11 protein-coding genes are annotated in these 12681 nt (G+C 65.4%); 8 read left to right on the forward strand and 3 right to left on the reverse strand.

All coding sequences use genetic code 11. The features are described from left to right. Positions 1-492 precede the first annotated feature (492 nt). The 4 genes from JG743_RS24225 to JG743_RS24240 all read left to right on the forward strand — a co-directional run bounded on the left by JG743_RS24225 (position 493) and on the right by JG743_RS24240 (position 3662). Entirely contained in the window at positions 493-645 is a 153-nt protein-coding gene (locus JG743_RS24225) for a hypothetical protein (protein WP_202293262.1), read from the forward strand. Positions 646-677: 32 nt separating this feature from the next. Then, on the forward strand, positions 678-872 hold the full coding sequence (locus tag JG743_RS24230; protein ID WP_202293264.1) for a hypothetical protein: 195 nt from the start codon (positions 678-680) through the stop codon (positions 870-872). A gap of 179 nt (positions 873-1051) precedes the next feature. After that, the gene (locus JG743_RS24235; RefSeq protein ID WP_244672897.1) at positions 1052-2512 is read left to right on the forward strand and encodes an AMP nucleosidase; all 1461 of its coding nucleotides are present in this window, start codon (positions 1052-1054) and stop codon (positions 2510-2512) included. A gap of 139 nt (positions 2513-2651) precedes the next feature. Further along, positions 2652-3662, forward strand: coding sequence for an endonuclease/exonuclease/phosphatase family protein (locus tag JG743_RS24240; RefSeq protein ID WP_202302923.1), 1011 nt, complete (start codon positions 2652-2654; stop codon positions 3660-3662). 19 nt (positions 3663-3681) lie between these two features. On the opposite strand, the gene JG743_RS24245 is transcribed toward JG743_RS24240, so the two are convergent. Together JG743_RS24245 and JG743_RS24250 are read right to left on the reverse strand one after the other, a co-directional pair. Then, positions 3682-4281: a DUF922 domain-containing protein gene (locus tag JG743_RS24245; RefSeq protein WP_202293268.1), complete on the reverse strand. Its 600-nt coding sequence runs from the start codon at positions 4279-4281 to the stop codon at positions 3682-3684. Positions 4282-4423: 142 nt separating this feature from the next. Continuing rightward, the gene (locus JG743_RS24250) at positions 4424-6103 is read right to left on the reverse strand and encodes an electron transfer flavoprotein-ubiquinone oxidoreductase (protein ID WP_202293270.1); all 1680 of its coding nucleotides are present in this window, start codon (positions 6101-6103) and stop codon (positions 4424-4426) included. Positions 6104-6300: 197 nt separating this feature from the next. Between JG743_RS24250 and JG743_RS24255 the strand changes: the two genes are divergently transcribed. From JG743_RS24255 to JG743_RS24265, 3 genes are all read left to right on the forward strand, one after another. Next, complete coding sequence (locus JG743_RS24255; protein WP_202293272.1) at positions 6301-6942, forward strand: hypothetical protein; 642 nt, start codon at positions 6301-6303, stop codon at positions 6940-6942. Between the two features lie 51 nt (positions 6943-6993). Beyond that, a complete protein-coding gene (locus JG743_RS24260; RefSeq protein ID WP_202293274.1) occupies positions 6994-7911 on the forward strand; it encodes a uracil-DNA glycosylase in 918 nt (305 codons plus the stop codon). Between the two features lie 94 nt (positions 7912-8005). Continuing rightward, positions 8006-8818, forward strand: coding sequence for a helix-turn-helix domain-containing protein (locus JG743_RS24265; protein WP_202293276.1), 813 nt, complete (start codon positions 8006-8008; stop codon positions 8816-8818). Here the strand turns inward: JG743_RS24265 and JG743_RS24270 are convergent, their stop codons facing one another. Beyond that, positions 8819-9784: a DMT family transporter gene (locus JG743_RS24270; RefSeq protein ID WP_446720916.1), complete on the reverse strand. Its 966-nt coding sequence runs from the start codon at positions 9782-9784 to the stop codon at positions 8819-8821. Positions 9785-10024: 240 nt separating this feature from the next. On the opposite strand from JG743_RS24270, the gene pepN reads away from it, so the two are divergent. Further along, positions 10025-12670, forward strand: coding sequence for an aminopeptidase N (pepN, locus tag JG743_RS24275; RefSeq protein WP_202293280.1), 2646 nt, complete (start codon positions 10025-10027; stop codon positions 12668-12670). Positions 12671-12681 lie beyond the last annotated feature (11 nt).

Below are 12681 nucleotides of genomic sequence, written 5' to 3' on the forward strand. Positions count from 1 at the left end.
AGCGGCGCTTGTTCGCGAGGACTGGTGTCCCATTCGGACATTTTCTGCAAAAAATTTGCATCGATATTTACATACAGACAACTAGCCACCGTCCCCCTGGGGGTACCTTAACGGTACTAGGAATAGCACGAACGGTACAAGGCGACCTGCACAAAACCCCAACATTTATTCGACGCCGATGCCCTTCAACCGCACCCTAAATCTCCCCACGACGCCGCCACGGGTACAAAGCGAGCGGGGACCAACGCCGCAAGAGAGCTATGCGTCCTTCGCATTCCGTAAAATAAAAGCCAAGTCTGGCACAAGCTCTGATCGGCGCCTTCGCCGCACTCACCTGAAACGGGGCCTTCGCGGCCCCGTTTCCTTTTTCGGCGACAGGCGCGCCGCCAAAATCCCATCAACGAACTTGAACCGCAGATGAATGCCGGCATCAGAGCCGGTTCAGCGGCGCTCGGGCATTCTCCTTGGCATTGAAGGAGAGGACCAACACCAATGCTCGCCCGCCGCTTCGCCATCGTCTGCCTGCTGATGAGCCTGTTCGGCATGTTCTTCGCCATCCTGGTGGCCGAGGCCGGCCGCCCGGCCCGCGCCTGGGATAGCGCCAATGCCTGCCGGCTGGGCTGCATGAACCATTTGAACCGCTGAACCGACCAACCCTCAACCGAGAAGCAACGACCATGAACCGCATCGCCACCAGCGCCCTGAAGACCCTCCGGCTCCTGCCGCGGGCGGCGCTCATCCTGATGCTGCTCGCCGCCCCGGTGCTGGCTGTGCCGATGATGCGCGCCGACAACGGCTCGACGATCGAGGCCCCGTCGCCGCGGAAGTCGGGCGTCGGCTTCGTGCTGCTGGTCTCCCTGCAGCGCGGCTGAGGCGCTTCGATAATCAGGTGAGGCCGGGGCTGACCTGATCTCACCCCATCGCAAGACGCGGACAAAAATCGGCACTTTGGCAGCCTTCACGCCCGCCTCCCCCTCCCAACCGCTCTTCCAACTCTCTATATTGAGCCATGGAAAAGCGAATCTACCCCCAAGCCATCGAATCAGTCGTCATGCCTGAGCCTTTCGGCAGGCAGAGTTTCAGCGACGCCAAGAAGGCGGTCGCGGCCTTGCAGGTGCTTTACGACCGCAACACCAAGTTCCTGCGCGATTCCTTCGCGGCACTGGCAGCCGGCGGCGACAACAACAAGCGCTACCGGGCCTTCTATCCCGAGATCGGCGTCACCACGACCTCCTTCAGCCAGGTCGACTCGCGCCAGGCCTATGGCCACATGCCGACGCCCGGACATTTCTCGACCACCATCACCCAGCCGGCGCTGTTCGAAAACTACCTCGTCGAGCAGCTTCGGCTGATCATGCGCAACCATGGCGTCCAGGTCACGGTGTCGGAATCGACCACGCCTATTCCGCTGCATTTCGCCTTCCTGGAGGGCACCTATGTCGACGGCAGCGCCGCCGAGCGCATCAAGCGGCCGATCCGCGACCTGTTCGACGTGCCGGACCTCGACGGCACCGACGACCAGATCGCCAACGGCACGTTCGAGGTAGCCTTCGGGGAACCGCGGCCGCTGGCACCGTTCACCGCGCAGCGCATCGACTATTCGCTGCACCGCATGACACACTACACCGCGACCAGCCCGCAGCATTTCCAGAACTTCGTGCTGTTCACCAACTACCAGTTCTACATCGACGAATTCGTCGCCCGCGCGCGCGATCTGATGGAAAGCGGCGGCGGCGGATATGCCGAATTCGTCGAGCCCGGCAACGTCATCACCCATGCCGGGTCGAGTGTGCCCGCCGAAGGCACGCCGCCACAACGCCTGCCGCAGATGCCGGCCTATCATCTCAAGAAGCCCGGCCATGGCGGCATCACCATGGTCAATATCGGCGTCGGCCCCTCCAACGCCAAGACGATCACCGACCATATCGCGGTGCTGAGGCCGCATGCCTGGGTGATGCTCGGCCACTGCGCCGGCCTGCGCAACACGCAGGCGCTTGGCGACTATGTGCTGGCGCATGCCTATGTGCGCGAGGACCATGTACTGGACGACGACCTGCCGGTCTGGGTGCCGATCCCGCCGCTGGCCGAGATCCAGGTGGCGCTGCAGGAGGCGGTCGCCGAGGTCACCGGGCTTTCCGGCTACGACCTCAAACGCATCATGCGCACCGGCACCGTCGCCACCATCGACAACCGCAACTGGGAGCTGCGCGACCAGCGCGGACCGGTGCAGCGGCTGTCGCAGTCGCGCGCCATCGCGCTCGACATGGAATCGGCGACCATCGCCGCCAACGGCTTCCGCTTCCGCGTTCCCTACGGCACGCTGCTGTGCGTTTCCGACAAGCCGCTGCATGGCGAGCTCAAGCTTCCCGGCATGGCGACCGAGTTCTACAAAAGGCAGGTGGCGCAGCATCTCACCATCGGCATCAAGGCGATGGAAAAGCTGGCCGGAATGCCGATGGAGCGGCTGCACTCGCGCAAGCTCAGGAGCTTTTCCGAGACGGCCTTCCAATAGCTGGCCACCGGCTGCAAAGGATGGCGAGGCAATTCGTCGTCTTGATCGGGCCGCAATTTGGCGGATAAGCAAGCCGAACAGGGTTGCCAGCGGCACTGAGCAGTCAGGCAAGATGAGACCAGGCGGATCGCGCTCGAACATGATGGCTGGGGTGACATTCCTGGCAATGATGGCGGTCGCGGCCGCCCTGATTGCCGGGTTTTTCGGCACGCTGCATCCGGCCTTCGATTCCTTCTCGCATTTCCGCGTTCATCTCGCCGTGCTGATCGCGCTGCTGGCGTTGCCGCTGCTTGCCACCTCGTTTCGCCTGCAGGCGGCCGCGGCACTGCTCTTCGCCATCGCAAGCTTCGCCACGACGCTGAGCGCGCTGCCCAGGCTGTGGCCGGTGCAGGCTGACGCCAAACCCGCCGACCAGATCGTCTACAGCCTGCTGCAGATGAATCTGCGCTTCGACAATCCGACGCCGAAGAAGGTGCTGTCGCTGATCGGCCGGACCAATCCCGACGTGATCACCCTCGATGAGGTGTCGGAGATGTGGACGACCGAGCTTGGCTATATCACCAGCGCCTATCCATACCGGATCCTTTGTCCCTACCCGAACGGCGTGTTCGGTGTCGCGCTGCTCTCCAGACGTCCGTTCGTCGCCGGGACCGAGCCGCACTGCGAGCGGCGCGGCGCGATGGCGATCGCGACTGTCGACTTCGGCGGCATCGGCGTCGAAGTTGCCGCCATCCATCTCAGCTGGCCGTGGCCGCGCGAGCAACACTGGCAGATCGGCGAACTGTCGGACCAGATCGCCTCGCTCGGCGAAACTGCGATCATGGCCGGCGACTGCAACGCCGTGCCGTGGAGCGCGGCGGTGCGGCGCGTCGCGGCGCTCGGCAAGCTCGCCGTCATGCCGTCGGCCGGGCCGACATGGATGTACATCAAGCTGCCGGATGTCCTGCGGCGCTTCGCCGGTCTGCCGATCGACCAGGTGTTCAGCAAGGGCGGGCTGATGATCCACTCGTCGACGCGGCTCGAAGAAACCGGCTCCGATCATCTTCCGGTGCTGGTGGAGTTTTCGCTGCGTCCGCAAGAGAAAAAGCCCGACGACGACCATGAGACGGCGCTGGCGGCTGTCCAGCAACCGGGCAAGACGCTGCGCTAGCGCTGCGTTCCTTCGACCCTCAAGGCTTGATCAAGGCATCCACCAGATGCTCGACATGACCGCCATTGCGGTGCTCGCGGGCGTCGAAGGCCTTTTGCTTCGCCTCGTATTCGACATAGACGGCGTTGATGCGCCGTCTCGCCTCCTGGCGGGTGCCGGTGCAGAACCAGTTGTCGGCGCGTTTGAGCCCCCGGATCGACCTCTCGGTGGCTTTCATCATGCTCCTGGCGATGCGGCCATGCGTCTCTTCATGCCCACGAACGCCGGCGAAGAACCGCTGCCAGCGGCGCTCGAGCCGGGCATTGGCCGGCTGCGCCAGGCGCGGATAGGTGTAGGTGAGATCGAGGACGCCATCGGCCTGCCGCAAGTGGCAGACTCCATCGGTCCGGTTCATGGCGAGGTCCCAATTCACCGTATAGGCGGTGTCCGCGATGGCGCGGGTCATGAAGCCGTGCTTGGGGCCGTTGCGGTCCATCGCCTCGACCAGGGCGGCGCCCGTCGTGCCTGATATCTCGTAGGTCCGCGTCTTGACCAGCAGCTTGGTGCCTGCCGAAGCCGCCGGGCTGAAGCAGCACAGGGCGCCAATCGTCGCAAGGCATGCCAGAACCGGGACGCGCATGGCCTTCCTCCACTCACCAGGGAAGGGAAACACAAGCGCGCCGCGGTTTCAACTGGTCCGTTACATGCCCTGGTAGGCCGGGCCTTCGCCGGCTTTTCGTTCGGGCGGCGGTCGAGACGGCCCGGTCAGGCACCTGCCTGTCTCACATGCCCTGGTAGACCGGGCCTTCGCCGCCTTGTGGCGGCACCCAGTTGATGTTCTGGTTGGGGTCCTTGATGTCGCAGGTCTTGCAGTGGACGCAGTTCTGCGCGTTGATGACGAAGCGCACGTCCTTGGCCGACGGGTCGGCCGCCGCATTGCCATCCTTGTCGACCCATTCGTAGACGCCGGCCGGGCAATAGCGCGTAGACGGTCCGGCAAAGACATCGTGCTCGGAGCGCTGCTGCAGCGCGGCGTCACCGACGATGAGGTGGACCGGCTCGTTCTCCTCGTGGTTGGTGTTGGACAGAAACACCGAGGAGAGCCGGTCGAAGGTGAGTACGCCATCCGGTTTCGGATAGGCGATCTTCTGATGCTTGGACGCCGGCTCAAGCGTCGCGTAATCGGCTTTGCCATGCTTCAGCGTGCCGAAGGGCGAGAAGCCGAACAGCGTATTCAGCCACATGTCGAGACCGCCGATGGCGACGCCGGCGATGGTGCCGAAGCGCGACCACAGCGGCTTGACGTTGCGCACCTTCTTCAAATCCTTGCCGATGTCGGTGGCGCGCCAGGCGGCCTCGTAGGACGCAAGCTCGTCATTGGCGCGGCCGGCGGCGATCGCTTCCGCGACATGCTCGGCCGCCAGCATTCCCGACAGCACCGCATTGTGCGAGCCCTTGATGCGCGGCACGTTGACGAAGCCGGCCGCGCAGCCCATCAGCACACCGCCGGGGAAGGACAGTTTCGGCACCGACTGCCAGCCGCCTTCGGTGATGGCGCGCGCGCCATAGCCGATCCGCTTGGCGCCCTCGAAGGTACCTTTGATCGCCGGATGCGTCTTGAAGCGCTGGAATTCCTCGAAGGGCGAGAGGTACGGGTTCTTGTAGTTGAGGTGGACGACGAAGCCGACCGCCACCTGGTTGTCCTCGAGATGGTAGAGGAAGGAACCGCCGCCGGTTTTCATGTCGAGCGGCCAGCCGAACGAATGCTGCACCAGCCCAGGCTTGTGGTGCTCCGGCTTGACCTGCCAGAGCTCCTTCAGGCCGATGCCGAACTTGGCCGGCTCGCGGCCATCGGCAAGCTTGTATTTGGCGATCAGCTGCTTGGCGAGCGAGCCGCGCGCGCCCTCGCCGATCAGCACATATTTGCCCATCAGCGCCATGCCGGGCGCGAAGGACGGGCCATGCGTGCCGTCTTTCTCGACACCCATGTCGCCGGTCACCACACCGGTGACGGCGCCGGCATCGTCGTAGAGCAGGCCCGCGGCGGCGAAGCCGGGGTAGATCTCGACGCCGAGCGCCTCGGCCTTGGTGGCCAGCCAGCGGCAGACATTGCCCAGCGAGACGATGTAGTTGCCGTGATTGTTCATCAGCGGCGGCATCAGGATGTTGGGCAGGCGGAACGAGCCGGCCGGACCAAGCACCAGGAAATGATCGTCCGTCACCGGCGTCTTGAAAGGATGCCCCTCTTCCTCGCGCCAGCCCGGCAGCAGGCGATCGATGCCGATCGGATCGACGACGGCGCCGGACAGGATGTGAGCGCCGACTTCGCCGCCCTTTTCCAGCACAACGACGGAAAGCTCGGGATTGACCTGCTTCAGACGGATCGCGGCGGCGAGGCCGGCCGGACCGGCGCCGACGATGACCACGTCGAATTCCATGCTCTCGCGTTCGATATCGCTCATCGACCCCTCACTGGCTTGCCGCGCTTTCCCGCATTGTGCTGGCTCATGCGCTGCATAGCGCATCAATTCGCGACGGGAAACCGGCGCTTAACGGACAAAGCCGATTTCGACAAAAAGTCGCGCCCGGCCGTGAAGAACCATTTCCCTTGGCGTTTTTCAATTGTTCGACGGCTTGCTTATCGGCAATACTTCGCGCCATGCGCACGCCTGAGCCATCCGGCTTCTCATTGACGCGCTTTTTCTCGACGCCCGGCCGGCTTTGCCGCGCGGTTCTTCCGCTCCTTCCGCTGCTGGCCCCAGCTGCCCATGCCGATCCGCAAAAGGTCTGGGCAACCGGCGCCTATTCCTTTTCCGACGAGCTCGGCGGCTTTCACATCACTGGCGCCTCCGGCATCGGCACCAAGGAGGATCCGATCGTCATCACCGAAGAGCTGAATTCGGCGACACCGGTGACGCTGACCATCCGCACCACCAAGCCGATCGAGGCGTTCGGCAAGGCCGGCGACGTCGCCAACGGCATCATGTACATGCGCATCGAGGCGCTCAACAACAGCGGCCAGGCCTGGGTGGAATTCCAGTTCGAGCTGCAGGAGATCCTCGACCAGCCGAGCGTGTTCGGCGATGGCCTGTCCTTCGACCAGCGCAACAAGTCGCCCGACAACATCGTGTCGAGCAACTTCGCCGAGTTCGACCGCGACTTCGAACCCTATGACCGGCTGCTGTTCAAGGACGGCAAGATCGACCCGCTGAAGACCGGCAGCTTCGAATTCCTGATCACCGACTACACGCCGCGCTGGACGTTCTATCTGGTGCAGGATCCGCGGATTCCTACCGGTTGATAAACTCACCGAGGTTGCAAATTGGCGCCGCGCGGACGAAGGTGGCGCGCCATGACTGTCGCCTCCCCCAGCACCCCTGCCGAGATCGCCGAGCTGCTCGCCTTCTATGCCAGCGCCGGTGTCGATGATGCACTTGAGGACGCGCCCATCAACCGCTTCGCCGACGTCCAGCCGAAGCAAGCCGAGCGCGCGCCGGCACCGGCCGCGCGCGAAAGCCGGTCCCAGGAACGGCCGGCATCGGAGCCGGGCCGCGACGCGAACAGAGCGCCAGAGCGACCGGCGGCAGCATCCGGGCTGGACGCAAGCAAGCTGCCGGATGCGCCGGCGCGCACCGCGCCCGCCACCGCGGCAGTGCCCGACGAGGCGCAGGCGCTGCTCGCGCGGCAGATGGCGGCGAGCGCCTCCACGCTTGACGAGCTGCGTCAGCACATGGCGGCCTTCGACGGCTGCAATCTCAAATTCACCGCCAAGAACCTGGTCTTCGCCGACGGCAATCCCGAAGCCGACCTGATGCTGGTCGGCGAGGCGCCCGGCCGCGACGAGGACCTCGAAGGCCTGCCCTTCGTCGGCCGCTCGGGCCGGCTGCTCGACCGCATGCTGGCGGCTATCGGCCTCGACCGCACATCGGCCTATATCGCCAATGTCATCCCCTGGCGGCCGCCGGGCAACCGCACGCCGACGCCGCACGAGACCGAAATCTGCCGCCCGTTCATCGAAAGGCAGATCGAGCTGGTCAACCCCAAGGTGCTGGTCAATCTCGGCGGCCCCTCGGCCAAGACCTTGCTCAACACCACCGAGGGTATCCTGCGATTGCGCGGCAACTGGCGCACGCATACGACCGCGTCCGGCACCATCATTCCCGCCATGCCGACGCTGCATCCGGCCTATCTGTTGAGGACGCCGGCGCACAAGAAGCTGGCCTGGCGGGATTTTCTGGAGGTGAAGGCGAAGCTGAGAGGGTTGGAGTGAAACATCTCCCTTCCTCCCCCTGGGGGAGAAGGAGATGGCGCCATAACCTCCCGGGTAATTGAATTGCTCCCCTCGCCGCCTTAGTCCTTCCCGCATGACCACATCCGAAACCTCCGCCGGCAGCCTGATCCGCGAATGGCGCACGCGCCGGCGCATGAGCCAGCTCGACCTCGCCATGGAGGCCGAGATCTCGCAGCGCCATCTCTCCTTCGTCGAGAGCGGCCGCGCCCAGCCCTCGCGCGAGATGGTGCTGCACCTGGCCGAGCAGCTTTCAATCCCGCTGCGGCAGCGCAACCGGCTGCTGCTCGCGGCGGGTTTCGCGCCGAGCTTCAGCGAGAAGCCGCTTTCCGATGCGTCGCTGGCGCCGGCCATGGCGGCGGTCGAGACGGTGCTTCGAGGGCATGAGCCCTTCCCGGCGCTGGCCGTGGACCGGCACTGGAACCTTGTTTCAGCCAACGCCGCGATCGGCCCGTTCCTCGCCGACGTTTCCGAGCCGTCGCTGCTCCAGCCCCCGGTCAATGTGCTGCGGCTCAGCCTGCATCCCGGCGGTGTTGCGCCGCGCATCGTCAACCTCGCCGAATGGCGCGCGCACCTGCTGGAACGGCTGCAGCACCAGAACGACGCCACCGGCGACCCCGTGCTCGTCGCGCTCGAGCAAGAGCTGCGCGCCTATCCATCGGGCCTGAAGAGCGGACGCCCGGCACCGGTCGAGCCGAGCGGCATCGTCCATCCGCTGCGACTCGCGCATGGCGATGCCGTGCTCTCATTCATCAGCACGACCACCGTCTTCGGCACGCCGCTCGACGTCACGCTGTCGGAACTGGCGATCGAATCCTTCTTCCCGGCCGACGAGCAGACGCGGTCGGCGCTGGTGCGATTGGCCAAGGAGCGGGCCGAACGGTCGTGATCAGCCCTGCGGCGGCGTCGCTCTCCTGATGCGAGTGCGCTCCAGCCCCAATTGCCGCTCGCGCCAGATGATGAAGATGCCGGCCGCGACCACGATCACGCCGCCGACCAGCGTGTTGAGCGCCGCTACGTCGCCGAACACCAGATAGCCGACGACGACGCCGAGGAGCATCGATGTGTATTCGAACGGCGCCACGACGGAAGCCTCGGCGTGGCGGTAGGCGGCCGTCATCAGAATCTGGCCGAGCCCGCCGCAAAAGCCGGCGACGACCAGAAGCGCGGCCTGCATCGGCGTCAGCGACTGCCAGCCGAAAGGCAATGTCAGCAGGGAGAGAACGCTCGCCGTCGACGAGAACCAGAGCACGATGGTCGCGGTCTTCTCGGTCTGGACGAGGTTGCGGACCAAGAGCATGGCGACGGCCGAGATCGCCGCCGCGGCGAAGGCGGCGATGACGCCCAACACCTCCTGGTCACCGAGCGCCGCGCCCGAGCGCAGCAGCGTCAGCTCCGGCCAGGAGATGATCAGCACACCGACAAGACCGACGGCAACAGCGCTCCAGCGATAGATACGGATCGTTTCGCCGAGGAAGATCGAGGAGAACACCACCACCAGCAGCGGCTGGGCATAGTTCAGCGTGATCGCCTCCGGCAGCGGCAGCCGGGTGAGCGCGAAGAAGCCCAGCCCCATGGCGCCGACGCCGACGATGCCGCGCGCAACGTGGTTGAACGGCCGTTTCGTCGCAAATGCCGTGGCCAGCTGTCGCTTGAACGCCAGGAAGGCGATGATCGGGAAGATGGCGAAGAAGGAGCGGAAGAAGACAATCTGCCCGGCGGGCACGTCGCCGGCCGCCTTGATACAGGTCTGCATGCCGACAAAGACCGCCACCGAGACGATCTTCAACGCAATGCCCCGCAGCGTGCCGTGGTGACCGGCGTGTCCGCCGTCGCCGTCTGGCTCCGCACCCACCTCGGCGCTCACCTTGGCGCGGCGTCCCGGATCGCCGCCCAGACGCGCGCCGGCGTGGCGAATTTCGGTGCGACCACGCTCATGAATGCCTCGCGGTGATATGGTGGGGAATGGATGCCTGAATAGGCATTGGCGCAGTTTTGTCGAGTGAGCGTTTCGTGTAAAGAGCGCGGACTTCGATTTTTTTGGACCAGCGGGCCCCGTTTGCCGCGCCGGCAATGGACAGGAAAACCCTTGGGAATGCGCACCGACACCGGCCAGGTCTTCAAGCTCGAAGACTATCGCCCCAGCGACTATCTCATCCCGGAGACCAGCCTCGTTTTCCGCCTTTCGCCAGGGGCAACGCGTGTCACCGCCACGCTCATTGTGGAGCGGCGCGTTGGCGTTGCCGCGTCAGCGCCGCTGGTGCTCGACGGTGACGGGCTGACGCTGATCGGCATCGCCATTGATGGCCGCGAGCTTCAGCCGGCGGACTACGCGGCAACGCCCGACGAACTCGCCATCCTGAAGCCGCCGGCCACTTCCCGCTTCGAGCTCGTCCTGGAGACCGAGATCGTGCCGGCGCGCAACGAGGCGCTGATGGGGCTCTACCGCTCCAGCAACGTCTATTGCACGCAGTGCGAGGCCGAGGGTTTCCGGCGCATCACCTATTTCCTCGACCGGCCGGATATCCTCTCGGTCTATACGGTGCGCATCGAGGCGAGGCGCGAAGAGGCACCGCTACTGCTTTCCAACGGCAACCCCGTGGAAAGCGGCGCGCTTGCCGATGGCTGGCACTATGCGGTCTGGCACGATCCCTTCCCCAAGCCGTCCTATCTGTTCGCGCTGGTGGCGGGCAATCTCGGCAAAGTGGCCGACAGCTTCACCACGCTGTCCGGCCGCAAGGTCGAGCTCGGCATCTATGTCGAGCCTGGCAAGGAGCCGATGGCGGGCTATGCGATGGATGCGCTGAAGCGCTCGATGAAATGGGACGAGGACACCTTCGGCCGCGAATACGATCTCGACGTCTTCAACATCGTCGCCGTCTCAGACTTCAACATGGGCGCGATGGAGAACAAGGGCCTCAACATCTTCAACGACAAATATGTGCTGGCCGACGAGGAGACCGCGACCGATTCCGATTTCGCCAATATCGAGGCGATCATCGCGCATGAGTATTTCCACAATTGGACAGGCAACAGAATCACTTGCCGCGACTGGTTCCAGCTCTGCCTGAAGGAAGGGCTGACCGTTTACCGCGACCATGAATTCTCCGCCGACCAGCGCTCGCGGGCGGTCAAGCGCATCGCCGAGGTGCGCACGCTGCGCGCCCACCAGTTCCCCGAGGACCAGGGCCCGCTGGCGCATCCGGTCAGGCCGCGCCGCTACCGCGAGATCAACAATTTCTACACGGCGACGGTCTACGAGAAGGGTTCGGAAGTGGTGCGCATGATCCGCACCATCCTCGGCGCCGACGCGTTCCGCGCCGGAATGGACCTCTATTTCGAGCGCCACGACGGAGAGGCGGCGACGATCGAGGACTTCGTCAAAGTGTTCGAGGACGCGTCGGGACGCGACCTGTCGCAATTCGCCCTCTGGTATCATCAGGCGGGAACGCCGAACCTGACCATAAGCTCGTCGCACAATGCGGGGACAAAGGAATTCACGCTGGAGATCGAGCAGTCCGTGCCGCCGACACCGTCGGAGAGCCGCAAGCGGCTGATGCACATTCCGCTGGCCTTCGGCCTGGTCGGCGCCGGAGGCAAGCCGGTCGCCTATGACGCCGTCGAGGGGGCGACGGTCGAGGACGGCGTCATCCATATCCGCAAGCGCCGCCATCTGGTGCGTTTCACCGGCGTCGCCGAGCGCCCGGCGGTGTCGCTCAACCGCGGCTTCTCGGCACCGGTCACGCTCTCGGTCGAACAGAAGGCCGACGACCAGTTCTTCCTTGCCGGCCATGACAGCGACAGCTTCGCGCGCTGGCAGGCCTTCAACACGCTGCTGACCGACGCGCTGATAGCGGCCTTCCGCCAGGTGCTCGGCGGCAACGAGCCGGCCTTCACCGCGCGACTCGCCGAGCTTGCCGGCAAGATCGCCGGCGACGAGACGCTGGAGCCGGCCTACCGGGCTCTGGCGCTGTCGCTGCCTGGCGAGGCGGACATTGCCCGCGACATCGGCAAGGGCATCGACCCCGACGCCATCTTCGCAGCGCGCGAGGCGCTGGCGCTGGCGATTGCCAGGGCGAATGGACCAAACTTCACCAGCCTCTATCAGCGGCTTGCCGACAAGGGGCCGTTCAGCCCGGATGCGGCGAGCGCCGGACGGCGCGCGCTGCGCAACATCCTGCTCGACTATCTGGCACTGCTGCCGGAAGGTGTCGCGCTTGTGGCCGCTCACTTCCGCTCCGCCAGCAACATGACCGACCGCGCGGCCGCGCTCTCCGTGCTGGCGCACCGGCATGCCGGCTCGCGCCAGGCAGCCGAGGCGCTGGCCGCCTTCGAGGCGAAATACGGCGGCGACGCGCTGGTCATGGACAAATGGTTCCAGATCCAGGCCGGCGTACCCGGCCCGCGGACCGTCGAGGCGGTGCGCGCGCTGACCGGTCACCCTGCCTTCTCGATGGCCAATCCCAACCGGGTGCGCGCGCTGGTCGGCACCTTCTCCAGCGCCAACCAGACCGGCTTCCACCGCGCCGACGGCGAGGGCTACCGCTTCTTCGCCGAGACCGTGCTCGAGGTCGAGAAGCGCAACCCTCAGCTGGCGGCAAGGCTGGCGACGGCGCTGCGCTCCTGGCGCTCGCTGGAGCCAGGGCGCCAGGCCAAGGCCAGGGAGGCGCTGCTTACCATCGCCGGCACGGAGAAGCTGTCGGCGGACCTGAGGGACATCGCCGAGCGGACGCTGGCGTGAGCGCCCTTACC

It is taken from the genome of Mesorhizobium sp. 131-2-1, assembly GCF_016756535.1.
GTDB lineage: Bacteria > Pseudomonadota > Alphaproteobacteria > Rhizobiales > Rhizobiaceae > Mesorhizobium.

Bases quoted from the DNA above. Each gene is read 5' to 3' on its own strand.
- JG743_RS24225 (WP_202293262.1), top strand. From the start codon at position 493: ATGCTCGCCCGCCGCTTCGCCATCGTCTGCCTGCTGATGAGCCTGTTC.
- JG743_RS24230 (WP_202293264.1), top strand. From the start codon at position 678: ATGAACCGCATCGCCACCAGCGCCCTGAAGACCCTCCGGCTCCTGCCG.
- JG743_RS24235 (WP_244672897.1), top strand. From the start codon at position 1,052: ATGCCTGAGCCTTTCGGCAGGCAGAGTTTCAGCGACGCCAAGAAGGCG.
- JG743_RS24240 (WP_202302923.1), top strand. From the start codon at position 2,652: ATGATGGCTGGGGTGACATTCCTGGCAATGATGGCGGTCGCGGCCGCC.
- JG743_RS24245 (WP_202293268.1), bottom strand. From the start codon at position 4,281: ATGCGCGTCCCGGTTCTGGCATGCCTTGCGACGATTGGCGCCCTGTGC.
- JG743_RS24250 (WP_202293270.1), bottom strand. From the start codon at position 6,103: ATGAGCGATATCGAACGCGAGAGCATGGAATTCGACGTGGTCATCGTC.
- JG743_RS24255 (WP_202293272.1), top strand. From the start codon at position 6,301: ATGCGCACGCCTGAGCCATCCGGCTTCTCATTGACGCGCTTTTTCTCG.
- JG743_RS24260 (WP_202293274.1), top strand. From the start codon at position 6,994: ATGACTGTCGCCTCCCCCAGCACCCCTGCCGAGATCGCCGAGCTGCTC.
- JG743_RS24265 (WP_202293276.1), top strand. From the start codon at position 8,006: ATGACCACATCCGAAACCTCCGCCGGCAGCCTGATCCGCGAATGGCGC.
- pepN (WP_202293280.1), top strand. From the start codon at position 10,025: ATGCGCACCGACACCGGCCAGGTCTTCAAGCTCGAAGACTATCGCCCC.